Origin of the sequence: Oceanococcus sp. HetDA_MAG_MS8, from assembly GCA_019192445.1 — a bacterium.
Classification (GTDB): Bacteria; Pseudomonadota; Gammaproteobacteria; order Nevskiales; family Oceanococcaceae; genus MS8.
In genome coordinates, this window is the sequence record JAHCMK010000007.1 from 125,221 (window position 1) to 148,730 (window position 23,510).

Below are 23,510 nucleotides of genomic sequence, written 5' to 3' on the forward strand. Positions count from 1 at the left end.
GCAAAAACATGCGGATTGCCATCGGTTCATAACAGCAGCTGAGTATACTGCGCCTGCAATGCAACTCCCGATCCCTCTCCGTATTGGCCTGCGCTACACCCGCGCCAAGCGCCGCAACCACTTCATCTCCTTTATTTCTGCCACCTCCATGGGCGGAATTGCGCTGGGGGTGACGGCATTGATTACCGTCATCTCGGTGATGAACGGATTCGAATCCGAACTGCGTAGCCGAATTTTGGGCATGACCCCGCACTTGCAGCTGCAGCGTTGGGATGGGCCGATGACGGAATGGCCTACCGTTCAAGAGCAACTAGCGCAGCGCCCCGAGGTGCGTAGTGTGCGGCCTTTTGTTTCCGGTGAGGGCATGGTGCGCGGGGCAGGGCAGCTGTCCGGCGCAATCTTGCGCGGCGTTGATCCAGCGCATGAAACCGGTGACCAAGGCCTGGCACCGCATGTGATTGTGGGGCAGCTGGACGACCTACAGCCAGGCAGCTTTGATGTGGTACTAGGGCGCCATCTTGCGCGTGCTCTGGGCGTGGCTCCGGGCGACAGTATCGATTTGATGATCCCGCAGGCGCAGGTGACACCACTGGGCCTCACTCCGCGGTTTCGGCGCTGCACGGTGGTCGGCTTGTTTGAAGTGGGCATGTACGAGTTCGACCGCAGCCTGGTTTTGATGCACCGGAGTGATGCGGCCAAGCTGTATCGATTGGGTGATGCGGTGCATGGCCTGAGCCTCAGCCTGCATGAGCCAATGCGCGCCCCTTGGATTGCGGCGGATGTCCGCGAAGACCTGCCGATGGCGTATCAGGTGAGTGACTGGGCGCAGCAACACCGCAATTTCTTTGCTGCGATCCGCACGGAGAAACGCGTGATGTTCATCATTTTGAGCCTCATCATTGCTGTGGCGGCGTTTAACATCGTCAGCACGCTGGTGATGGTGGTCCAAGACAAACAATCTGATATCGCCATCTTGCGCACCTTAGGTGCCTCCCGCGGCACGATTTTGGGAGCATTCATGGTGCAAGGAAGCCTGATTGGAATTATCGGCACCTTGCTGGGTTTGGTTGGTGGTGTGGCGCTGGCTCTGAATGTAGAAACCTTGGTTCCAGCTTTAGAAAACGCATTGGGCCGAGACCTGCTCGCCGACGATGTTTACTACATCAGCGATTTACCGTCGGAGCTGCACTGGGGGGATGTGGGAAAAATCGCCGTGGTGTCTTTGCTGCTGGGGTTGATCTCCACCATCTATCCGGCCTGGCGCGCCACCCGTGTGGAGCCGGCGGAGGCCTTGCGCCATGAGTGAGGTGGTGTTGCGCTGTGCCGGGCTGTCACGCGAGTTTGTGGACGCAGGACGCCGCTTAGAGGTCTTGCAAGGTGTGAATCTAGAACTGCATGCGGGCGAGTCTGTGGCCATCATTGGTCAATCTGGCTCAGGCAAGAGCACACTGCTGCAGCTACTGGCCGGCTTGGACAAACCCAGCGCCGGTCAGGTTTGGATCCAGGACCAAGAACTGAACTCTTTAGGTGATGCTGCACGCACCCGTTTGCGGAATCAGCATCTGGGCTTCGTGTACCAGTTTCACCATTTACTGCCCGAGTTTTCGGCCTTGGAGAATGCGGCAATGCCTCTGGCCCTGGGCGGTGCGCAGTGGAGCTTGGCACGTTCGACGGCGGCAGAAGTATTGACGGCGGTGGGCTTGGGGGAGCGCCTGGAGCATCGTCCGGCGGAGCTATCCGGCGGTGAACGGCAACGTGTGGCGGTGGCACGCGCTTTGGTGAATCAGCCCGCTTGTGTGTTGGCCGATGAGCCCACCGGCAACCTAGATCAGGCCACTGGCCATACCGTTTTCGAGGTTCTGCTGGATCTGCAGCGCCGATTGGCAACGGCCCTGGTGCTGGTGACCCATGATCGCGAATTGGCGGCGAGGGCAGATCGATGCCTGGAATTGCGTCAGGGACAGCTGTTTCCGGTGACTACCGGCTCTTAATCGCCGCTCTGGCCGCGCTGGGCCTCGCTCAGCTCGGCTTTTACTGGCACCCGCTGAGCTTCGCTGTTGGGGCTGTGTGTGGTCTGATCTGGGCCTTAGGGAACAAGGCCTGGCGCTGGCCTGTTTGCCTGATGTCCTTGGCCCTGATCCACGCTGCCTGGGTGTATTGGCAACAGGAGCGGTTGCGCTGGTCTAGTCCTGGGTCTAGCGTCGGTGACTATCGTGTTTTGGCCCTGTCGCCGGAGCCGGATCGGACACGCTTACTCCTACGCGATGCCCAAGGGCGGCGGCTGCGCGTGGCGGCTTATGCTGAGGCCGCGGCGGGTCTAGAACGTGTGTCCATTCACAGTTGTATCCAAGCCCACCTAAGGCTGAAGCCACCCCACGGCACAGTAAATTGGTTTGGGTTTGATTACGGCCGCTGGTTGTACTCCCAAGCCATCCATGGCCTTGGTAGCGTGCAGCGGTGGCAACCTTGTCCAGAGGCGGTACTCACATCTGCGCCAATAAGGCCTAGCTCCGGTCCAGGGATGGCGCTGTTAAAGGCCTTGGTTTTTGCGGACCGTTCAGGTTTTAGCGCCGAGATCTGGGACACCTTGGCGCGAACAGGAGTCAGCCATTTATTTGCCATATCGGGTTTACATCTGGGCTTGTTGGGTGCCTGGGGCTGGGCCATTGGCCGGCTGCTCTGGGCGCTAAGGCCCTCATGGCAGCATGGGTTAAGACGCCGGCAATGTGCGGCGATAAGCTCGGCACTGTGGATGAGCGGATATATGGTGCTGGCGCATGGCCAGGTCTCGGCCTGGCGGGCTTGGGCCATGGGCATCTTGGTTCTAGGGGTGTTGAGCGCTGGGCGCTATGCTGCGCCCCTAGCGGGCTGGTCCTTAGCCTTAATCGGGGTGCTGACGATAGCGCCGCTACACAGCTTAAACGCTTCTTTGTGGCTGTCCTTCGCGGCCGTACTGCTCATAATAACGGCCTGGCCCTGGCTGAAACCCTACTCCTGGCTGCGGCGTTTGATCGCCCTGCAAGCGCTGCTGGGAGTGGGGCTGGCGCCCCTATGCTGGGCATGGTTCGGCCAATGGAGCCTGGTCGGGCTGGGGCTCAATGTGGTGTTGGTTCCGGCCATGGTCTTGTTGCTGCCGCTGTGTTTGGGTGCAGTGCTCCTTGACGGCATTGGCTTATGGTCCCAGCCACAACTGTGGTTAACCCAGGCTTTGGATGGCCTCTACGCGGCATTAGCGTGGTGGGCGGCAAAACCTTGGGTGGTATGGCCTGCGCAGAGCCTCAACTTGCTGGAGGCGGCCTTGTTATTGTCGGCTTTGGCGCTGGCTCTCGTTGTGGGCTTGCAGCGGCGTGACTGGCTGATCGGCGCCTGCGTCTTATGGTGTTGTGCGCTTTGGGCTGGGTTGCGCCCCGTACCTGCGCCCGCGATGGATCGTGCAGATATTTGGGTGCTGGATGTAGGGCAGGGCTCGGCTGCTATCGTGCGTACAGCTGAGCATGTGGTTGTGATTGATAGCGGTCCGCGCAGCCGTAGCGGCCGCTTTGACGCGGGTGCCATGATCGTGAGGCCACAGCTCGAAGCCCTCGGGCTCAGCCAGGTCGACTTGCTAATCACGACGCATGAAGACCGCGATCATGCTGGCGGGCGGCGCGCGCTCACTCAAGCGTTTAGTGTCAAAGAGCAATGGGGAGCCGCTGGCAGCAATTGCCGTGAAGCATTGCAATGGTCGGCAGACGGAGTGCGAATAAGCAGCCTAGCTTTAGATCGACCAGCGCATTGGTCCAAGAATGACTTGTCCTGTGTGGTGCTGGTTCAAGTGGGCCAGCGACGCATGTTGTTTCCTGGCGATGTTGAGCTACGGGCGGAGAATGCCATGCTGCGGCATCCTCAATTGCAAGCCGGTGTGGACGTGGTGATGGTGCCGCACCATGGCAGCCAAACTTCCTCTACAGCCGAGTGGGTCGCCATGCTCCATCCCGATCTGGCGATTGTACCGGCAGGGGTGTACAACCGCTGGGGTTTCCCGCGCACTGCTGTGGTACAGCGTTGGCGGGATATCGGCAGTGAGGTGCGCAGCACATCCGCGGGTGGTGCGCTGCGCCTAAATCTGCCCGATATGACGATTCAGCGGCCAGGAGCGCGCCCCTGGCGGCTGGAAGCACTATGATGCGCGCATGATCACTGCTGCCCCCAGCGCGCAGAGCGCTCGCCAGATTTACCTCCGCCTGTTGCAATACGCCCGCCCGCACTGGCGGTTCTTCTTGCTGGGCGTCATCGGCATGATTGGTTTTGCGGTAGCCGATGTGGGTTTTATTGCGCTTATGCGACCGCTGCTAGATGAATCTTTTGTGCAGCGCGACGCAGCCACCATCGCGCGCATGCCCTGGTTGATATTGCTGTTATTCCTTTTGCGGGGAGCGGCAGCTTATACCTCGGCTTACGGTATGGCTGCCGTGGGCCGCCAGGTCATCAAAACCTTGCGCGCGCAGTTGTTTGAGCACTATTTACGTCTGCCGGTGTCGTTCTTTGATCGCTCCAGCCCCGGTAACTTACTCACCCGGCTGACTTACCACGCCGAGCAGGTAGCCGAAAGCGCCTCCAATGTGGTCACGGCCATGATTAAAGACGGGCTCACCGTGATTGGTTTAGTGGGTCTGATGCTGTACTTGGAGTGGCGTTTGGCAGTGTTCGTATTGGCCATCGGGCCGGTGATTGCGCTGCTCGTGAGTGTGGTGGCCCGCCGCTTTCGCAAGATTTCACGGCGTATCCAAGACTCTATGGGAGACGTGTCTCATGTGGCCGAAGAAGTCGTGACAGCGCAGCGGGTGGTGAAACTGTTTGGCGGCCAAAGCTATGAGCGCGCGCAATTCGGTGTCGCCAATGAGAAGAACCGCCGGCTGAACCTGCGCTTGGTTGCAACCCGTGCCGGCTCCACGGCCAGCGTACAGTTCATTGCTGCCTGGGCAGTGTCTGCGGTGGTGTATATCGCCACATCGCCAACGCTGCTGGAAACCATGACGGCAGGCACATTCGTGGCTTTCATCGGCGCCATGTTGAGTCTGTTGGGCCCCATTAAAAATCTCACCAACCTGAATGAGAAACTGCAAAAAGGTATTGCCGCCGCCGCTGATATTTTTGGGCTGATGGCAACGCCTCCAGAGCCTGTGGGAGGGGAGTCATTGTCCCGTCCGGTGCGCGGAGCGCTGAGCATTGAAGGGTTATGTTTTGCGTATCCCGGCACGCAAAAAGCAGTGCTGGACCAGATTGATTTGCAGATTCAGCCGGGTGAAACCGTGGCTTTTGTTGGTCGCTCTGGCAGTGGTAAGAGCACTTTATTGAGCTTGATCCCGCGCTTTTATGATCCGGATGCGGGGCGCATCCTGCTCGATGGTCAGGACCTGCGCAACATCGACCCTCAGGACCTGCGTCGGCACATCGCTTTGGTGGACCAAAACGTAACCCTGTTCAACGATACCGTAGAGCGCAACATCGCTTATGGGGAGTTGGCCAATGCCTCCAGGGCGGATATTCAGGCGGCCGCCGAAGCCGCCCATGCCTGGGAGTTCATTCGTCGCTTACCACAGGGCTTGGATACGCCGGTGGGTCCGAATGGTGTGATGCTGTCTGGAGGTCAACGGCAACGCCTGGCCATTGCCAGGGCGCTGCTCAAGCCAGCGCCGCTGCTCATATTAGATGAAGCCACTTCGGCCCTGGATAGCGAGTCGGAGCGCGTAGTGCAGGATGCTCTGCTGAGTTTGATGGAGGGCCGCACCACCTTGGTCATCGCCCATCGGCTATCCACCATTTTGCATGCGGATCGTATTGTGGTTGTTGATCAGGGCCGCATTGTGGAGGTGGGGCAGCATCAGGAGCTACTCCAAGCCGATGGCGCCTACGCCCGTTTGTACGCCATGCAGTTTGGTACCGAGGACGCGTCGGCGCTGTCCTAAGCCTGTGAGTCTGCGTTCATTTATCGAGAGTCAAATTAACCAGCGCTGGTATGCGCGGCAACCAGGGTGGCTGTGGTTGTTTTGGCCCTTGGAGTGGATCTATGCCGCTGTGGTGGTGTTGCGGCGCAAGGCCTACCAGCAAGGGTGGTTGAACTCGAAACGCTGCGAGGTACCGGTTGTCGTTGTGGGCAATATCGTCGCTGGGGGAGCAGGAAAGACGCCGGTGATTATTGCGCTAGCAAAGGCTTTGCGCGACAGAGGCTGGAATGTAGGCGTCGTCAGCCGAGGTTATGGGCGGCGTACTCGAGGCCTGCTTTGGGTGGGGGCCCAGTCCACGGCGGCGGAGGTAGGCGACGAGCCCTTGCTCATCGCCCAGCAGACCGCCTGTAGCGTTGTTGTGGCTGAGGAGCGCTACGCGGCCGCTCAGGAGCTGGAAAAAGCCGGCTGCAATTTGATTTTGGCGGACGACGGACTGCAGCACTATGCGCTGGCCAGAGATGTAGAGATTGTGGTCACCCCCGCTGCGCGCGGTGACGGTAATGGACATTTATTGCCGGTGGGGCCATTGCGTGAGCCGGCGTGGCGACGGGAGCAGGCCCACTTGCAGCTCAGTGTGGGTGATCAACCCGCCCAAACTGGATCCATGTGGACATTGCAGCCCAAGCCTGGGGATCTCATTCGGCTTGGTGACGCACGCCGGGTGCCACTCGCTACTTTTCAGGGCCAAGACGTATTTGCGGTAGCCGCCATTGGCCATCCGCAAGGCTTTTTTTCTGCGCTGGACCATGCGGGCCTGAAGGGGCCGCGCAAGGCCTTTGCTGATCATCACCAATTCACGGTGGAGGATTTCTCCGCCGCCGCCAATCGACCCATACTCATGACCGCCAAAGATGCGGTCAAATGCCGGTTTTTGCATGGTCGTGAGGCTTACAGTCTGGAATACTTTGTCACCCTGCCTGCGGGGCTGCTCACAGCCCTGGAGCAATGCTTACCGGCCCAGCCGGTCTGAGGACTTGTGCGATGTTGGATCAATCTTTACTCGATATTTTGGTGTGCCCAGTGAGCAAGGCTCCGCTGGAATATGACGCCAAGACCGATGAACTTAAATGCCGAGCCTCTGGTCTGGCTTATCCCGTGCGCGATGGTATTCCGGTGATGCTGGAGTCAGAAGCACGTCGCATGGATGCGGACGAATTGGAATGAGCCAAACTCGGGTCGTTATTCCTGCTCGCTTGGGCTCCAGTCGGCTGCCGGGGAAGGTCTTAGCTCCCATTGGCGATAAGCCGGTTTTGGCGCATGTGATTGCTCAGGCTCAAGCCAGCCAATTGGGAGAGGTGTGGGTAGCGACAGATGCTGAGGATGTGCTGCAAGTCGCGCAAAAGGCCGGGGCGGCCGCCGCCTTAACGCGCAGCGACCATGCCAGTGGAAGCGACCGTATTAACGAATTAGCGCAGACACAGGGTTGGTCTGCGGATGATGTGGTTGTGAACCTGCAAGGAGATGAGCCGTTTATGCCGGCCGACTTGCTCCGCCAGGTGGCCACCGGTTTAGAGGATGACCCCCAAGCGGCTTGGTCGACCTTAGCCTGCCCCCTGGTGGACCCGGAAGAATGGCAAAACCCGGCCTGCGTCAAAGTGGTCTGCGATCAACGTGGTTATGCGCTGTACTTCAGTCGGGCACCCATCCCGCATGTGCGCGACGCTAGCGATTCCACCCAGCCCGCCCCTGGAGCACTGCGCCACCTGGGTTTGTACGCCTATAGGGTCGGCGCTCTTGCTGAGTACTGCGCGCAACCGAGCGGACGTTTGGAAGGTTTGGAGTGTTTGGAGCAGCTCCGAGCCCTAGAGATGGGCTTTGGGATTCGGGTGTTGAAGGCGGCTCAAGCACCGCCAGTCGGAATTGATACGGCAGAAGATTTGCGAGCGGCCCAACAATATTGGGCGGAACACAGCCAATAAGACTTGGGCGTAGAGCCCCGTCCGGTGTTCTCTTTGATCGCGAAGAACTCCGTGGCGATGTATTCAATCGCGAGACGCCAAAAAGCTCACGTTCAGAGTGAGTTGGTCGCGTCCGGGGCACACCAAGAATCCTTGAGGCCCTTATCAACTGAGGCAAAGGTGACGCGAGATCGAATCAGCATGTGCGGCGTAGGCGATAGATCGTGCGCATGGCTACGAAAGTCACCGGCCCGAGCGAACGCTGTTCTACAAGCTTTTGGGCATTGAACTATCCCTAGAAATCCTCTAGGTTTTTCGAACACGAATCGACAAGCCCACCAGAGGCTTGCTGTGTTGGAGCGGAGAACATCATGAACACACCACGTTATTTGCGGGCGGCGATTGGCGCGCTCGTTACGGTCCTGTCGGCCTGCGCGCCAGGCGACGACACTACGCCGTTGTCTGCGGATGCTCGGAGCAGTACCGCTGTTGAAGCGGCCACGCGCGACTTGTCGACATCGGTCCTGGAACTGCGCGTCAGCGCCGGAGAATGGGTCGCCGTCCATTCCTCGGATCTTGCTCCTGATTCCCTCATCATCGCCAGCGTGCCGGAGCCGGGCGCGCAGCCGTACTTCGGCTTGGGTCGGGGGCCGGACTCTGCCCAATTCTCCTTTGTCGCGCACCCCTCGGATCGACCATGGATCACGCCAGCCGTCGGCTTCTACCGCGGACCTGGTGCTGAGTCAGTGTTGCTGGTGGGCAGCAATGTGGCCGCGACGACCTTCCTGATTGGGGAGCTGGCGCTGGAGCTCGAGACGTCGGCTGGTCTGCTATTGGGTGGGGGCGGCTCACTTGATGGGGACTATTCGAGCGACATTGAGACTCTGCAATCTCGCCCCCGCATCACGGTCCCAACCCAGCGCGGCCAAGAAGGCTTTGCCGCAAGCGTAGTCCGGTTTCGCCAGAACGACGGCACGCTGTTGAGTTATGAAGGCGGCAATGTCGACTTTCAGCCAACGGCAATTGTGGAGCAGGACGGCACCGTTGTTGGTGGGGAGTACATCATGCGCGTGCAGCAAGCCGCATCGCGCCCCGGCGTGGGTGGCGTGGTTTCGGTGGCGCTGCTGCAGGCAGGGGTGACCCAGTACGAGATTGGCAAGGTGCTCCCGCCCTATGCTACGCAGCATTTCGGCGGCGGTGCAGTGCTGTCGGGCTTTGTCCCCCAATACGGGATTGGCAACACGGCGCCGTCCACCGGTGTCGACACGCCGAGCGTCAGCACAGGCGGCACGCTGTTGGATATTTTCTGGAGTGCCACCGAGCCGGGGACCTTGTCCTACGACCTGCGCTACAACTTTAGCGGTCGGCAGGCGGCGAATCTGGCGGGGGAGGGCACAGCGCCCGAAGGCGAGGTTCGCGCCCTCGCATTGGATGTCTTCCTGGCCCACTTCGGCTTTGCCGCCATTGATGTCGAGCAGCTTTACGGCTGGACGGTGGCGGAAAACTCCGGGCTCTAGGCCACAGCCCGGCCGCTGTAGCGCGCGTGGGTTTGTCGCCGGGACTCGATTGGTTCAGGGTCGAGAGGCGGCGCGCGAGCCGCTATCGTTGGCCGCTCTGACGCTCCTGACCGTGAGTGGTCATCTGCCTCAACTTTTGCCTAGCCCGGCTCTAGGCACATTTGGCTGGTTCGGCCAGATTGACCGGGCGGCCGGTTTGTTCTGTAACCGGGCTAACGGAGCTTCCCGATGGTTGTCTCTTGAGCGTGCATGGCCGCGCCCCGTTTAGGTTGTAGTCCATGACTATCCAACTTTAACTCCGGAAAGAAAAGAAATGGGGGCTAAGCCCCCATTTCGTTAACGCCAATGAGCTTCGGTTGATACAGCCGAAGTGCCCGGTTAGTAGCTAGCTCTTCTTCGTTTCTACCATCACCAATTCGGGCTCATCTTTGGGTTTGGTAATAGCCTGCGTCACCGGAGCTTTGGGGCTTGGTGCATCACCATTGGATGGCTTCTTGTCTTCGGGTTTTTTGGCCGGGGTAGTAGCGGGCTGCTCCGCCTGAGCGGCTTTGCTGACTTTGCTCGGGTCCGTAGACACCTGTACTAGCTCGGGCTGAGCCTGATCATCTGAGCGGCTTGGAGCCTTCGCGCTCTTGGCCTCGGCCTTGGCAACACCTTCTGTCGCAGCTGCGGCCTTGGCGGGCGATGCTGGCGCGGTCGGGGTGGCGTCGGTAGCCGCTGTATCCGCGGCAGCTTCAGTGTTGTCAGCAGCAGGCTTGGGCTGTGCACTTTTACGCGGGCGACGGCTACGACTGCGCTTGGGCTTGTCAGCGGCGTCTTCCGCTGCACCCGCCTTAGCATCGCTCGCGTCTGGCTTAGCTGGTGCCTCTTGCACAGTTGCCGTTGCCGCCTGCTCGCTCGCCGTTTCATCTAATGCAGCGGGTTTAGTTTCGGGTGCGGCCTTAGGTTTCGCCTCAGGTTTAGGCTGCTCCGAGCTCTTGCTCTGCGAAGGTTTTGCCTCATCCGCCTCTTGTGGCTTTGATTGTGTCGGCATTGCAGCCTCAGCCGAGGCAGGTTGCGGCGTGGTCTGCTTGGCAGCTTCAGATTCAGGCTGGGCTGCATCACTGCTGTTGCCCACATCCGTCTTGCTCTGAGCTTGGGGTTTGGCTGGTTTTTGTGCGCGAGCTGTGGCCTGATCCGCGGTCTCTACAGGCGTACTGGGTTCGGAGTTTTCCGGTTTCGCAGTCTTGCCAGACTCTTGGGACATTTCTGCATTCTTGCTGTCCTGCGGAGGGGTGTCTTGGCGGTCTGCGCGAGGCGCGGAGCCATCTTGGCTTTGCTCGGTAGAGCTGCTTTGTGTGGCTTCTGCTCCATCGGCACCGTTGCCGCGAGCGCCACGCCGCCGCCGGCCTCCACGCCGACCGCGCCGCCGTGATTTCGGTGCATTGCTGCCGTCGTCACCCTCGGCGGTAGGCCCATGGTTAGCTTTGCCAGCGTTGTCTGCTTGACTCTCAGGGGCGCGAGTCGTATCCGGGGCGGCGCCTTCCTGCGCTGCCTTCGCTGCGTTGTTCTGGGCGCCGCTTTGCTCGTTAGCCGCGTTATTGTCGTTACCCGAGCGCCGCCGCCGACGCCGCTTGCGACCCCCGTTGTCTGCAGCGTCTTGGGGCTTGTCGGCATTGGTTTCGGCTTTGGTCCCGCTACTGGCGCTAGGCGCCTGCCGATTTGTCGTGATGTCGTCTCGGTCTCGGCGGTTATCGCGCCGCGTGTTGCTGCGCCGGTTGCGCTGATTGCCGCCGCTTCCAGACTTACGATCTCCGCCACGTCCCTGCCCACGCCCGCGCTGACCTGAACCTTGGTTAGACCGGTTTGGCTGTCGAGGCTGTTGCTCTTCGCTTTGGCCGCCCATGCCGGTGAGCTGCAGCAGAGCTGCCCACAAGCGTGCCAACAAGGATACCGAGGCAGTGGCTTGCTGAGGGCGGGATTTGGCGTGCTGGGGGGCTCTACGCTGACGTGGCTCCGGTTCTGCCCGAGTAGGGGCCGGAGTCGAGGGTAGAACAGCAGCTACGGCGGGAACCTGCCCGGCCTTTTTGCCCACGGTTTGGTCGGCATGCGGCAAATCTGCTGGGTTCGGTGCTGGCAGGTGAATCAAGCTGTGGCTGGGGCCGCCATTATTTTCTTCTTGGAGCTGATCTTCGCGAATCCGGCTGATGTCGAATTGCGGAGATTCGAGGTTGGGATTCGCGACCAGGGTCAGGTCGACCTCGGTGCGAGCCTCAATTGCGCCAAGAATGGAGCGTTTTTCGTTCAACAGGTAGGTGGCAACAGAGGCGGGTAGCTGCGCGATCACCCGCCCAGTCTTTTCCTTCAGTGCCTCTTCCTCCAGCAGCCTGAGTACCAATAAGCCGGTGGACTCGATGGTGCGAATCATGCCCTGGCCATCACACCGTGGACACACCAGGTGAGTGTGTTCGCGCAGGGATGGGCGCAGGCGTTGGCGTGACATCTCGAGTAAGCCAAAGCGGGATATGCGCCCCAGCTGAATACGCGCACGGTCCATACCGCAGGCATCCCGCAACCGGTTCTCCACCTCCCGTTGGTTCTTGGAGGTGTTCATGTCGATGAAATCGATAACGACGAGGCCGCCGAGGTCGCGTAGCCGCAACTGACGGGCAATTTCATCGGCCGCTTCCAAGTTGGTGTGCAGCGCAGTCTCTTCGATACTCCCGCCGCGGGTCGAGCGTGCGGAGTTAATATCGATGGCCGTGAGCGCTTCGGTGGAGTCGATGACGATGGACCCACCCGATGGCAGCCGAACCTCACGCACATGCGCGCTTTCGATCTGCGATTCGATTTGGTAACGCGAGAACAGAGGTGTGGGGTCGGCGTAGTACTTCAGCTTGTTTTGCTGGCCCGGCATGACCATGCGCATGAACTCACTGGCATGCGCATAAATCCGTTCTTCGTCGACCACAATTTCGCCGATATCTGGCTTTAAGTAATCACGCAGCGCGCGGATGATGATGTTGCTTTCCTGGTAAATCAGGAACGGAGCTTTGCGCTCATGGGTGGCGCCGAGCAGGCTTTGCCAGAGGTCTAGCAAATAGTTCAGGTCCCACTGCAGCTCCTCGGCGGTGCGGCCTACGCCAGCGGTGCGCGCAATGGCGCCCATTCCGGCTGGTAGTTCCAGGCTGCTCATGGCCTCGCGCAGATCGGCGCGATCTTCGCCGTCGATGCGCCGGGATACCCCACCAGCTTTAGGGTTGTTTGGCATGAGCACCAGATAGCGCCCGGCCAGGGAGATGTAGGTGGTCAGGGCCGCGCCCTTGGTGCCGCGCTCTTCTTTATCCACCTGCACGATGATCTCGCGGCCCTCTTTAATGAGCTCGCGCATGTTGGATTTGTCGCCGCTGGCGGCAGGTTTCTCGAAGTACTCTGGAGAAATTTCGCGCAGGGACAAAAAGCCTTGACGGTCTTCACCGTAGTCTACGAAACAGGCTTCTAAGGAGGGCTCGACGCGGGTGATACGCCCCTTGTAAACATTGCCCTTGCGCTGTTCTCGGGCTTGGGATTCGATATCGAGGTCGAGCAGACGTTGTCCGTCTACGATCGCCAAGCGCAGCTCTTCCGGCTGCGTGGCATTGATCAAAATGCGTTTCATTGTGTTGTTCAGTCTCAGGCTCAACCGCGGTGCATAGCGGGAGCCAGCAAATATTTCTAAAGACCCTGCGCCTCAAGGGCCCAGGGAGTACCATTCTTGCGGGAGTCCAATGCCGTTTATTCGGCGCCGGATGCCACCGCATCCGTCCTCAGTTCAACGCAGCGACGGGCCTTGCTCTCATCCCTTTCGCGCGTTAATCCTTTTTTCAGGACGCTTTATTGTGCCACAGGACAGGCAAGCTCGGAATTTTGGTGTCAGGCGCGTGCAGGTGAGTGCCGATAAGGACGGACAACGCTTGGATAATTTCCTGTTACGCGAGTTGGGCCTGCCGCGTACCCGGATATATCGCTTGATCCGTAAAGGCGAGGTTCGCGTCAATAAGGGGCGTGCCAAACCATTGACTCGACTGGCCGAGGGAGACGAGGTGCGCATACCCCCCATCACCGAATCGGTGAACACAACCGCGGCGCAGCCACCAGAGGGAATGTTGGCGCAGCTGCGACAAGCACTAGTCGCAGAGAGCGTTGGCCTGAAGATCGTAAACAAGCCCAGTGGTTGGGCGAGTCAGCCGGGTACCGGTGTGCGCTGGAGCTTGGTGGAATTGGCGCACGCTGTCTGGGGTAAATCCTGGCAACCTGCGCATCGCTTGGATCGAGCGACCAGTGGCTGCTTGGCTGTGGTGGAGGGGCGTGCAGGCATGCAGGCCTTCACTGAAGCAGATTGGACCAAGACCTACCGCGCTTTGGTTCATGGCAGCTGGCAGGGGCCCAAAACACAGCTATGGGAGGATCACCTCGAGCGTGGTGCCGGCGGCCGCGTTGAATGCGTGCCGCCGGGGCAGGGGAAACTCGCGCGGCTGCAGGCGCGATTACGGGTTCAGCACGCTGGTTGGGCCGAAATCGAGCTGCAGCTGGAGACAGGGCGTATGCACCAAATTCGGGTCCAAGCCGCATCTCGGGGCCTGCCTTTGATCGGTGATGATCGCTACGGCAGTCGCAGTTCTGATCGGCGCTTGCAAGCTCAGGGGCGCCCGCGACTAGCGCTACACGCCTGGCGCCTGCAGGGGGTTTGGCAGGGTCAGGAGCTCCACGCCACGGCGTCACTTCCGGCAGAATGGGGCGACTTCCCCCTTTTTGAATAAGGTAGAACCATGCGCAGCCCTGAGGTCATCGTCTTCGACTGGGATGGAACTTTGGTGGATTCAGCGGCGGATATCGTGGCCTCTATGCGCCAAGCCAGTCAGAGTTTGGGGGTGCCCTTGCCATCCGAGCAAACCATGCGGCGGGCCATTGGTTTGGGTTTGGCTGAAGCTTTTGCGCAAATATTCCCGGAGCTCAGTACGGCGGATCTTCAGACCCTGATGGCCCGTTACCGCGAGCATCACCGCGGACGGCCGATGCGGGTATTCGGACAGCCCTTCGCTGGCGTAGACCAAGTTTTGGCGAATTTGCATGAGTCCGGTCATGTGCTCGCCGTCGCAACCGGGAAATCTCGCGCAGGGCTGGACCGGGCTTTGGCCAACGTGCCCTGGGGACGCTTGTTTAAAGACACGCGAACGGCGGATGAGTCGGCGAGTAAACCCAACCCCCTCATGTTGGAACAACTAAGTTTGCGGCTATGTGTCGAGCCCGATCAGATATTGATGGTGGGTGACACCACCTACGATATGCAGATGGCGGCGCAGTTCGGCTGTGCGGCTGTAGGCGTGAGTTGGGGCGTGCATGAAGCGCAAGAGCTACATGACCATGGCGCTTTGAGTGTGCTCGATGACTTGTCCGGGCTACCCCAAGCCATCGATCAGCATTTTCAATAAGGCCCCAGCGGGAGGCGAAGCTCTGAGTAGGGCTCGGGCGAACTAAGCCGCCGCGAACCGCGTCCAGAGCTGCGGCAAATATTGTCGAATGAGCTGGCCGCAGGCAATCAGTGGTAAGCCGACTAGTGCCGTAGGGTCATCGCTGCGTATCCAGTCGAATAATCTAATTCCCAGGCCTTCAACCTTAAACCCGCCAGCGCAATCAGCTGCCGGCTCGCGCTCCACATAAGCGGTAATCTCCGCGGTAGCTAAGGAGCGCATGCGCGCCAGAGTGAGCACCTCCCGCGCTTCCAATTCGCCCTGCGGGCCGCACAGAGCGACAGCAGTGTGAAAACTCACCTCTTTGCCGGCCAAATGCTGCAGATGCTGTTGCTGCTTGCTGAGGCTGCCAGGTTTGCGCAGGATTTGGCCTGCACAACTACACACTTGATCTGAGCCTAAAATCCAGGCCTGTGGATGATCTTGGCGCAGGCTTTGAGCTTTCTCTTGTGAGAGACGTAGGGCGCGATCATGCGGGGTTTCACCGGGCCGTAGATCCTCCTTCGTTTTCGGCGAGTGCGCCACAAAGCTCAGGCCGAGCTGCGCTAGCTGCCGCTGTCTATAGATCGAGCTGGATGCGAGAATGAGCGACGAATCAGCCATGAATAAGGACGAGGTGATGTCTGCCAAGCGCCACATATTGCCCCAATGGGTCGCTGAATCCCATCTGCATGAGGGTTGGGCTTTTTCTGGGGAGTTTCCTATTGGCTCTGAGATTCAGGCTTGGGTGCCCGGTGCGCAGTGGCCTCAGAGCCTGCCGCTAGAACTCACAGTGCAGAAGGCCCCGCGAGGGCGCTGGCTGCTTGATGTGGCGCTGCAGGCTGAGGCGCAACTGCCGTGTCAGCGTTGTGGCGAGCTGGTTAACTGGAGCGCCGAGTTGGACCAACACGTGCTCATCACCCCGGAAGAGGACCCTAAAGACCCTCAAGCTCAGTGGGAAATTGCTGATGAAAAGGTGCAATTGCGTGCCTTGGTGACAACCGAGCTGAGCTTGGCCTTACCGGATTTCCCACGACATACGCAATGCGATTTGCAAGAGCCTGAGTGAACGCCCTAAAATACCGGGTTTACCAACGCCCATGGCACGCGGTCTGCGTGCCCTGCCAGCACCAACATCACCGCAGAACAATTGCAGAGTTAAACCATGGCTGTTCAACAAAACCGCAAGACTCGCTCCAAGCGTGACATGCGTCGTTCACACGACGCCCTGACCGGCGCCACCTTGTCGGTAGATCAAACCACCGGCGAAACCCACCGTCGTCACCATGTCACCAAAGACGGCTTCTACCGTGGTCGGCAGGTCATCGTGCCGCCACAGGTTGCAGATTTCAGCGACGACGAGGCCTAAGCTTCGTCCGACAGTCGCGGCCACGGCTAACGATATCGTAGGTACGGATTAGACAAGTAGTCTTAGCGCCACTTGTCTTTAGGGCACAGTGCCACCTGCCTGGCAGGCCCTAGCCGCTGCTCAGCGTTGTACATGTCGCTACACGACCATAACGCCGGCCTTTGAGCCGGCGTTTTTGAAGGAGGGGTCTATGCCGATCGTCGCAGTGGACGCAATGGGGGGAGACAACGGTGCTCCAACCGTAGTCCAGGCCTGCAAACTGGCCTTGGCGCACGACCCCGATCTGCGCTTGCTGTTGGTCGGCAAGACGGCTTTGCTAGAGCCGCTGCTTTCTTCCGCGGGTATGGCCCATATGTCGCAGCTTGAGCTGGTAGAAGCCAGCGAAGTGGTGGCGATGGATGAAGAGCCAGCGCAGGCCCTGCGCAGTAAAAAAGACTCTTCAATGCGAGTGGCTCTGAACTGCGTCAAGGAGGGCCGCGCGGGGGCCGCAGTGAGCGCGGGCAACACCGGTGCCTGGATGGCAACGGCGCGTTTCGTGCTTAAGATGATTCCAGGCATAGATCGGCCTGCCATCATGGCCGCCTTGCCCTCGGCGCGGGATCGTACCTACTTGCTAGATCTGGGGGCGAATGCGGAAACATCCGCGGAGCAACTCTTGCAGTTTGCTCGCATGGGCAGCGCAGCCTGCGTGGCGCTCAGCGGTTTGCCTCATCCTCGTATTGGCCTGTTGAACATCGGCAGTGAGGCCGTCAAAGGCAATAGTGTGGTCAAGGCTGCCGATCAACTTATCCGCGCAGATTCGGCGTTGAACTACGCCGGTTTTGTCGAGGGTGACGATATTTACGCAGGCTCGGTCGATGTCGTGGTTTGTGATGGCTTCACCGGCAATGTGATGCTCAAGTCCAGCGAGGGGCTTGCAAGACTACTCGGCCAGCGGATTCGTACGGCGTTCATGCGCAGCTGGTATGGACGGCTGAGTGCGGCGCTAAGTGCGCCTGTACTGCGGAGTCTGCGGCGCGATATGGACCCCGGTCGTTACAACGGAGCCAGCCTGGTTGGCCTGCGCGGTGTGGTGATTAAATCCCATGGTGGTGCAGACGCTAAGGCCTTTGCGAATTCTATTCATATGGCGGCCAGAGCCGTTGGCGATGATTTGCCCCAACGTATTGCCGCCATGCTGGGTGAGGAAGAGGGCCTGCACCAGCGATAACGCGACCGCGCTAATGTGCGCGCCTCGCGGACTTTCTAGCGGACAAGCTGATTCATATCGAAGATTGGCAGCATGATGGCCAGTACGATGGTCAACACAATGCCTGCCATACCCATAATCAGCAGTGGGCCCAATACTCCCATGACGGCATTGATAAGGGTGTCCACCTCGAGCTCTTGGTTATGCGCAGCGCGTTCTAGCATCTCATCGAGCTCGCCAGAGGACTCACCGTTGGCGATCAGATTGAGAGTGATTGGCGGGAAGAGCTTGGACTCACCCAAAGAACGAGCAATGCCAGCACCTTCGCGCACTTTCCCGGCAGCCGTTTCCACGGCATCACGCATTGGTAAGTTAGAGACAACGCGCGCACATATCTGCATTGCTTCAAGCACTGGAACACCGCTATTGACGAGCATGCTGAAGGTACGGGTAAAGCGTCCGGCGTTCACGCCGCGTTCCAATTTGCCAATCATGGGAATGCGTAGTTTGGCCCGATGCCAGCGGTTCTTGAGATGGGGGCGGCGCATCGCCATTGACCAGCCCACCACGAAAAGCGCGACAAGGCTCACCAGCACAACCCAGTTTTCACGCAAGCCGTCTGAGGCTGCGATCATGGCTTTGGTCAGTGGCGGGAGTTCAGCATCAAGGCTGGCGAATACTCCCACAACCTGAGGCACCACGCTGGCCAGCAGGAAAGACACAATCGCAATAGAGGCGAAGACCAAAATAACCGGGTAGGACAGTGCCGCGAAGATTTTCTTTTGTAGCTCCTGACGCCGCTCTACATATTCGGCCAGCCGCTCAAGGACCATGTCCAGTCGCCCTGAAGACTCCCCAGATTCCACGGTGGCGCAGTACATCTCGTTGAAGATGTGTTTGTAGTCGCGAAGCGCCGAGGCCAGGGTGTGGCCTTCAGTAACGCGTGCGCGAATCCCCATCACAACGGCTTGTACCCGTCGGCCTTCCATTTGTTCCGCAGCGGTGGACAAGGCCTCTTCCAGGGGGAGGCCGGAGCGAACTAAGGTGGCAAGCTGACGAGTGAATAAGGCCACAGTCGTCGCCGGTAGACCGCGCTCGAAGCGAAATCCGCCGCCACTGCGTCCTTGTTCGGCCTTGGCGACCTCAGTGACTTCTAGCGGTGTGAGCCCCTTATCCCGAAGTTGGCCGCGAACTGCCTTAGCGGTGTCGCCCTCCAACAAACCCTTTTTCTTGCGCCCCCGGCTATCAAGGGCGGAATAACTGAAGGCGGCCATGGGAACTTAGTCTTCGCGGGTCACGCGTAGAACTTCTTCTAGCGTGGTCATGCCGGCCAAGACCTTGCGCCGACCTTCAGCGCGAATGCCCGGCCCTTGCGTGCGCGCATATTTTTCTAGGGCCTGCTCTGAGGCTCCTTCATGAATCATAGTGCGCATTTGTTCGTCCACGGCAATCACCTCGTGGATGCCAATTCGTCCCACATAGCCGTTATGGCGGCACTTATCACAGCCCGCGGGCTGATAAATATGCCCATCGAAATCATCCGGAAGATCGAGTAGCTTGCGCTCGGTTTCATCCGGGCTATGGGGTGTGCGGCAATGCGGGCAAAGCGTGCGCACCAGGCGCTGAGCAATAAGGCCGATGAGGCTGGAGGCCATGAGGAAGGGCTCCACTCCCATATCACGCAAGCGGGCAACCGCGCCGACGGCAGTGTTGGTGTGCAGGGTAGACAACACCAAGTGGCCGGTCAGCGAGGCTTGTACCGCAATATCTGCGGTTTCCAGGTCGCGAATCTCACCGACCATCACCACGTCTGGGTCTTGGCGCAGAATTGCTCGGAGGCCTCGGGCAAAGGTCATATCGACCTTGGTGTTGACCTGGGTTTGGCCAATGCCGTCCAGGTAATATTCGATGGGGTCCTCGACGGTGAGGATATTGCGACTGTTGTCGTTCAGGCTGGTGAGGCCGGCATACAAGGTCGTGGTTTTTCCCGAGCCCGTGGGCCCGGTGACCAAAATAATTCCGTGAGGCTTCTTGATGAGCTCCTGCATGGTGGCAAGTTGCTGCTCGCCCATGCCGAGGTGGCCTAAGTCCAAGCGACCGGCTTGCTTATCCAGTAATCGCAATACAACGCGCTCGCCGTGTCCGGACGGAATCGTGGAGACACGAACGTCGACAGGCCGGCCGGCGATCTTGATGGAAATGCGGCCGTCCTGAGGGATGCGCTTTTCAGCAATGTCGAGCTTGGCCATCACCTTAATGCGCGAAATAATCAAAGGGATCAAGGCGCGCTGCGGGGCGAGGACCTGGCGCAGTACGCCATCGACCCGAAAGCGAATAACCAGCCGGTTCTCAAAAGGCTCTATATGGATGTCTGAGGCGTTTTCTTTCACAGCCTCAGAGAGCATGGCGTTGATCAGGCGAATGATGGGGGCATCATCATCCGACTCCAGCAGATCCTGTGGCTCAGCTAAGGCTTCAGCCGCGGAGCTAAGGTCGGCATCATCATCCAAGCCTTGCATCGCCTGCATGGTTTGGCTGGAGTCATTTTCGAAGCGCCGTTGTAGTTCGCGATCAAACTCCTCCGCACTCACCTCCCGCATGGGCGGCAAATGGCCGTCCAACAAGCGTTGGATTTCCAATAAGCTGGCCAGCGCTGGCTGCGGGCGGTGCAAAATTCTGAGTGGCTGGTCTTCTTCAGCAGGCAGTACCAACACACCATGCCGTTTAGAAAAGGCAAAGTTCGGCAACCGGAGCGGAGTCTCTGGTGCGTCCTCTACGGGCATCTCTACGGCTTCATTGTTCATTAGCGGAGGTGGCCTCGGCCCATCTTCTTACGTTCTGCGGGGGCTTCTGCGTCGACGCGGCCGGCCGGTTCATCGAGTACTGGCTCGGTGCTCAGAACGCGCTTGTCGCTACGCAGTTGAGTATCCAACTGCAGGGCTTGGTTCGCGGGCTTGGCCTGAGGCTGGGTCACAGGTGAGGTGTCTTGTTGACTGCTCTCACCATTGGCTCCAGGGAGGGTCTCCAACACTTTGGGGCGGATCATCTCTTCCAAAGGATTGAGCTGCGGACCATTATCGTTCCAGAACAAGCGCGTGCCTTCTTCATTGGCCTGGCGCTGCACATTGCGCATGTAGCGATACTTGCGGTTGGTGTGGAAGCTGGCTGTAGCGCGGTCACGCAGTATCGTGGGGCGAATGAAGATCATCAGATTCTGCTTGTCCCTGTTCACCGAGGTGGATCGGAACAGGGCTCCGATCAGCGGTATATCTCCGAGAATGGGGATTTTTTGCTCGGTTTGGTTGACGTTGTCATTAATCAGGCCACCCAACACCAAAATATCTCCGTCGTCGACCATCACAGTGGTGTTGAGGGTGCGCTTGTTGGTGACCAAGTCAACGGCGCCGCCGCCGCCACCCGCGACCACATCAGAGGATTCCTGGCGGATCTCCAGCTGGATGTTATCGCCGGCGTTGATTTGCGGCGTAATAGCGAGGGTGAGGCCGACATCACGCCGTTCAATGGTTTGGAAGGGGTTGACCGCCCCCACCTGACCGCCGGCATTGGAAAAGGAGCCAGTTAGGAAGGGGACTTCCTGTCCTACGGAAATCTCGGCCTCTTCGTTATCCATGGTGACGACGGAGGGCGTGCTCAGCACGTTGGTGTCGCCGTCGGAGCTTAAGGCCCGCAGCAATACGCCAAAAGTCGTCCCGTTGCTGTTTTCGCGCCCGCCGGCAATATTGAGGCCTTGGCGTACGAGGCTGAGAGCTGCCGCTGAGCCTCCCTGGCCGCCCAAAGCGCCTCCGAGGCCGCCGATGACGGATTGATCCAATATGCCGGCTGCAGCCACTTGTTCATCGTTGAACACCGCCCAGTCCACGCCTAGCTGACGGGCTTTGTTGACGGATATTTCGGCGAGAATAGCTTCCACCAGCACCTGAGAGCGACGAATGTCCAACTGGGCGATGACGGACTTAAGGCCACGCATGATTTTGGGCGGCGCCGTGATGACCAGAGCGTTGATATCGGGCTCAGCAACGATGCGCGTGCCGGGCATGCGACTGCCGCCGCGGTTACCTGCAGCTGCCTGTCCGCCCTGACCGCCGGCCTGGCCTTGTTGCTGGGACTCGACATAACCCTCGAGAATGGGAGCCAGCGTTTCTGAGTTGGCGAAGGACAGGTAAATCACTTGGGTGTCGCCATCTTCATCCAGCGGGATATCTAAGTGGGCGACTAAGGCACGGATGGCGACGCGTTGGGAGGGGTCGCCGGACACCAAAATAGAGTTCGTGCGCTCATCGGCCAAGACCACCACAGGATCTTGACCTGCGGCCTGAGCAGCCGCTTTATTGCCTTGATATAGGCCTTGTACCAGGCGCTCCACATCCGTAGCGGAGGCATATTCCAGACGAATGACTTCCAGCTCGGAGTTGCTGCTGCGGTCAATGCGCTCGATGATTTGGGTGAGGCGCGCAACGTTGGCGGCCCGGTCCGAAATGATCAGCATGTTGGAGGGAGAGTAGGCTGCCAAGTGCCCATATTGCGGGACCAAGGGCCGCAAGATAGGTACCAGCTGCGCTGCCGGCACATTCGCAATCTCCACCACACGGGTCACGATCTCGTCTTCGGCTAGGCCGTCAAACTCGAAGTAACTGCCGCCGTCTTGTTTGGCGCCCACTTCCGGCACGATTTTCGTCACCGGGCCGGCCGGCACCGCAGCAAAGCCATGCACCTGGAGTACGGCCAGGAAAACGCTGTACAGCTCCTCCGGAGACATCGGCGCCGAGGACAGCACCGTCACCTTGCCTTTCACCCTCGGGTCGACAATGAAATTGGTGCCCGTAAGGTCACTCACCGTTGTGATCAAAGAGGCGATGTCTGCGTCTTTGAGGTTCAAAGTAGTACCGCCGCTATTTTGGGCGGCGACTTGCAGCGGGATGCTCAAAGCCAGCGCCCAGCACAGCCGGCGCAAGGTGGTCGACAAGATCATGGATTCAGCGTTACCGAGTAGTTTTGTAAGTTGCCTGCGCGCTCGACAGTCAGGTCAATGTTGTTGGCCTGAGACAGATCACCCAGCAGCTGCAGACTGCGGCTGGGGTTGTTCAGTTCCACACCATTGACACTGGTGATGATGTCGCCAGGGCGCAGGCCCACTTCGCGAAAGAGTTCCCGATTGCGTCCGGGGTAAATGCGATAGCCCACTAGCTGCCCATTGCGTCTGGCGGGTTGCATGCGCATGTACTGCGATGCCTTGGTGGGGTCTTGTAGGAGCTCGCTGCGGATATTGCTGAGCTTCTGCGCAGTTTCGTAATCCAACACGTTGGCGGCGCTGCCGCGCGAGGTCGGTGGCAGGGCGACTACCGCATTGGGATCGCGAGGTTCATCTTTTTCCAGGCGCAGAGTTTCTAGCCGCCCGGCGCGGCGCAGTAGCACACGATCGGGGTAGATGGCATGCAGAGTTGCGCCGCCAGGTATGGCCATACCGATGGAGTAGGGCTCTAAATCGTTCGGATTAGACTCAATGAGTGCGCGAGAGTCCTGTGCGGTCTCCGCCGCGACTATGCCGCGTAGGGTCAACCTTAGCTTGGTATCCGGAGCGTCTTCGGGGTCGAGCTCGGCGGCCTCCGGTTGGGCCTGTGGCCGATAGGGGCCGAAGAGTTCAGCGGCAAGCAGCTCGTCCAAAGAGAATCCAGCCTGAGCCGCAGGCTGGGCTGCCGTGGAGCTCGGGGTGGGTGGTGTCCACGCCGGGCCTTCAGGCAGGAGTAGCCAGGTCACGCGCGCTAACTCCAGACCTATAAGTCCGAGCAGCGCGAGACTGAACACACGCGGGGCAAGGTTCAATCCCCGCAAAACCAGAGGCGGTAGGTGACTAGACACGACAATTCGTTCGCAGTTAGGCCCTTAGTTTCTCATGTTTAGGCCTGGGGCGGCAGCGACTGGGCGCGCCGTATTGCATCCACGCCATGCTGCGTCGACGTAAAAATTGACTGAGCAGCACTGGCATTGCCTGCCCACCATTGAGTTGCGCAATACATTTGAACGTGTCCTGTGCGATCGTGGTCGTAGGTTGTCGCAACGCGAT

General features: G+C 59.5%; 19 protein-coding genes. 13 read left to right on the top strand and 6 right to left on the bottom strand.

What is annotated here, in order from left to right:
• Positions 1-58 precede the first annotated feature (58 nt).
• The 8 genes from KI787_12710 (at position 59) to KI787_12745 (ending at position 9,402) form a co-directional block, all read left to right on the top strand.
• Positions 59-1,306: a lipoprotein-releasing ABC transporter permease subunit gene (locus tag KI787_12710; GenBank protein ID MBV6630814.1), complete on the top strand. Its 1,248-nt coding sequence runs from the start codon at positions 59-61 to the stop codon at positions 1,304-1,306.
• Positions 1,299-1,991 carry an ATP-binding cassette domain-containing protein gene (locus KI787_12715; protein MBV6630815.1) on the top strand — a complete coding sequence of 231 codons (693 nt, stop codon included), beginning with the start codon at positions 1,299-1,301 and terminating at the stop codon, positions 1,989-1,991. Before KI787_12710 ends, KI787_12715 begins: the two co-directional genes overlap by 8 nt.
• Entirely contained in the window at positions 1,940-4,165 is a 2,226-nt protein-coding gene (locus KI787_12720; GenBank protein MBV6630816.1) for a DNA internalization-related competence protein ComEC/Rec2, read from the top strand. Before KI787_12715 ends, KI787_12720 begins: the two co-directional genes overlap by 52 nt.
• 7 nt (positions 4,166-4,172) lie before the next feature.
• Positions 4,173-5,948 (top strand): lipid A export permease/ATP-binding protein MsbA, encoded by a 1,776-nt coding sequence (gene msbA, locus KI787_12725; GenBank protein MBV6630817.1) that lies wholly within the window; start codon positions 4,173-4,175, stop codon positions 5,946-5,948.
• Positions 5,949-5,952: 4 nt separating this feature from the next.
• The gene (locus KI787_12730; GenBank protein ID MBV6630818.1) at positions 5,953-6,957 is read left to right on the top strand and encodes a tetraacyldisaccharide 4'-kinase; all 1,005 of its coding nucleotides are present in this window, start codon (positions 5,953-5,955) and stop codon (positions 6,955-6,957) included.
• 14 nt (positions 6,958-6,971) lie between these two features.
• On the top strand, positions 6,972-7,151 hold the full coding sequence (locus KI787_12735) for a Trm112 family protein (protein ID MBV6630819.1): 180 nt from the start codon (positions 6,972-6,974) through the stop codon (positions 7,149-7,151).
• Entirely contained in the window at positions 7,148-7,906 is a 759-nt protein-coding gene (gene kdsB / locus KI787_12740) for a 3-deoxy-manno-octulosonate cytidylyltransferase (GenBank protein MBV6630820.1), read from the top strand. The genes KI787_12735 and kdsB overlap by 4 nt, the downstream gene beginning before the upstream one ends.
• A gap of 350 nt (positions 7,907-8,256) precedes the next feature.
• Complete coding sequence (locus KI787_12745; protein ID MBV6630821.1) at positions 8,257-9,402, top strand: hypothetical protein; 1,146 nt, start codon at positions 8,257-8,259, stop codon at positions 9,400-9,402.
• Between the two features lie 385 nt (positions 9,403-9,787).
• Here KI787_12745 and KI787_12750 read toward each other — a convergent pair whose 3' ends face one another.
• Positions 9,788-13,039, bottom strand: a complete 3,252-nt coding sequence (locus KI787_12750) for an Rne/Rng family ribonuclease (protein ID MBV6630822.1) — start codon at positions 13,037-13,039, stop codon at positions 9,788-9,790.
• 268 nt (positions 13,040-13,307) lie between these two features.
• Here KI787_12750 and KI787_12755 point away from each other — a divergent pair, with 268 nt between their 5' ends.
• Both KI787_12755 and KI787_12760 read left to right on the top strand, forming a co-directional pair.
• On the top strand, positions 13,308-14,180 hold the full coding sequence (locus KI787_12755; protein MBV6630823.1) for an RluA family pseudouridine synthase: 873 nt from the start codon (positions 13,308-13,310) through the stop codon (positions 14,178-14,180).
• 9 nt (positions 14,181-14,189) lie between these two features.
• Positions 14,190-14,852 (top strand): HAD-IA family hydrolase, encoded by a 663-nt coding sequence (locus KI787_12760; GenBank protein ID MBV6630824.1) that lies wholly within the window; start codon positions 14,190-14,192, stop codon positions 14,850-14,852.
• A gap of 42 nt (positions 14,853-14,894) precedes the next feature.
• Here KI787_12760 and maf read toward each other — a convergent pair whose 3' ends face one another.
• Positions 14,895-15,494 carry a septum formation protein Maf gene (gene maf / locus KI787_12765; GenBank protein ID MBV6630825.1) on the bottom strand — a complete coding sequence of 200 codons (600 nt, stop codon included), beginning with the start codon at positions 15,492-15,494 and terminating at the stop codon, positions 14,895-14,897.
• Between maf and KI787_12770 the strand changes: the two genes are divergently transcribed.
• The 3 genes from KI787_12770 to plsX all read left to right on the top strand — a co-directional run bounded on the left by KI787_12770 (position 15,475) and on the right by plsX (position 17,449).
• Positions 15,475-15,939: a hypothetical protein gene (locus tag KI787_12770; GenBank protein MBV6630826.1), complete on the top strand. Its 465-nt coding sequence runs from the start codon at positions 15,475-15,477 to the stop codon at positions 15,937-15,939. The genes maf and KI787_12770 overlap by 20 nt on opposite strands.
• A gap of 96 nt (positions 15,940-16,035) precedes the next feature.
• Positions 16,036-16,239, top strand: a complete 204-nt coding sequence (gene rpmF / locus KI787_12775) for a 50S ribosomal protein L32 (protein ID MBV6630827.1) — start codon at positions 16,036-16,038, stop codon at positions 16,237-16,239.
• Between the two features lie 190 nt (positions 16,240-16,429).
• A complete protein-coding gene (plsX, locus tag KI787_12780) occupies positions 16,430-17,449 on the top strand; it encodes a phosphate acyltransferase PlsX (protein ID MBV6630828.1) in 1,020 nt (339 codons plus the stop codon).
• A 35-nt stretch (positions 17,450-17,484) separates the two neighbouring features.
• On the opposite strand, the gene gspF is transcribed toward plsX, so the two are convergent.
• The 4 genes from gspF to gspC are packed head-to-tail and all read right to left on the bottom strand — an operon-like array spanning position 17,485 to position 23,203.
• A complete protein-coding gene (gene gspF / locus KI787_12785) occupies positions 17,485-18,702 on the bottom strand; it encodes a type II secretion system inner membrane protein GspF (GenBank protein ID MBV6630829.1) in 1,218 nt (405 codons plus the stop codon).
• Between the two features lie 6 nt (positions 18,703-18,708).
• A complete protein-coding gene (gspE, locus tag KI787_12790) occupies positions 18,709-20,211 on the bottom strand; it encodes a type II secretion system ATPase GspE (GenBank protein ID MBV6630830.1) in 1,503 nt (500 codons plus the stop codon).
• 20 nt (positions 20,212-20,231) lie between these two features.
• Positions 20,232-22,418, bottom strand: a complete 2,187-nt coding sequence (gene gspD / locus KI787_12795; GenBank protein MBV6630831.1) for a type II secretion system secretin GspD — start codon at positions 22,416-22,418, stop codon at positions 20,232-20,234.
• Positions 22,415-23,203 (bottom strand): type II secretion system protein GspC, encoded by a 789-nt coding sequence (gene gspC / locus KI787_12800; protein MBV6630832.1) that lies wholly within the window; start codon positions 23,201-23,203, stop codon positions 22,415-22,417. Before gspC ends, gspD begins: the two co-directional genes overlap by 4 nt.
• Positions 23,204-23,510 lie beyond the last annotated feature (307 nt).

Coding starts and splice junctions, on each gene's coding strand:
- KI787_12720 (MBV6630816.1), top strand. CDS start 1,940: ATGCCTGGAATTGCGTCAGGGACAGCTGTTTCCGGTGACTACCGGCTC.
- gspF (MBV6630829.1), bottom strand. CDS start 18,702: ATGGCCGCCTTCAGTTATTCCGCCCTTGATAGCCGGGGGCGCAAGAAA.
- rpmF (MBV6630827.1), top strand. CDS start 16,036: ATGGCTGTTCAACAAAACCGCAAGACTCGCTCCAAGCGTGACATGCGT.
- KI787_12750 (MBV6630822.1), bottom strand. CDS start 13,039: ATGAAACGCATTTTGATCAATGCCACGCAGCCGGAAGAGCTGCGCTTG.
- KI787_12715 (MBV6630815.1), top strand. CDS start 1,299: ATGAGTGAGGTGGTGTTGCGCTGTGCCGGGCTGTCACGCGAGTTTGTG.
- KI787_12760 (MBV6630824.1), top strand. CDS start 14,190: ATGCGCAGCCCTGAGGTCATCGTCTTCGACTGGGATGGAACTTTGGTG.
- msbA (MBV6630817.1), top strand. CDS start 4,173: ATGATCACTGCTGCCCCCAGCGCGCAGAGCGCTCGCCAGATTTACCTC.
- KI787_12770 (MBV6630826.1), top strand. CDS start 15,475: ATGAGCGACGAATCAGCCATGAATAAGGACGAGGTGATGTCTGCCAAG.
- maf (MBV6630825.1), bottom strand. CDS start 15,494: ATGGCTGATTCGTCGCTCATTCTCGCATCCAGCTCGATCTATAGACAG.
- KI787_12710 (MBV6630814.1), top strand. CDS start 59: ATGCAACTCCCGATCCCTCTCCGTATTGGCCTGCGCTACACCCGCGCC.
- gspD (MBV6630831.1), bottom strand. CDS start 22,418: ATGATCTTGTCGACCACCTTGCGCCGGCTGTGCTGGGCGCTGGCTTTG.
- plsX (MBV6630828.1), top strand. CDS start 16,430: ATGCCGATCGTCGCAGTGGACGCAATGGGGGGAGACAACGGTGCTCCA.
- kdsB (MBV6630820.1), top strand. CDS start 7,148: ATGAGCCAAACTCGGGTCGTTATTCCTGCTCGCTTGGGCTCCAGTCGG.
- KI787_12745 (MBV6630821.1), top strand. CDS start 8,257: ATGAACACACCACGTTATTTGCGGGCGGCGATTGGCGCGCTCGTTACG.
- gspE (MBV6630830.1), bottom strand. CDS start 20,211: ATGCCCGTAGAGGACGCACCAGAGACTCCGCTCCGGTTGCCGAACTTT.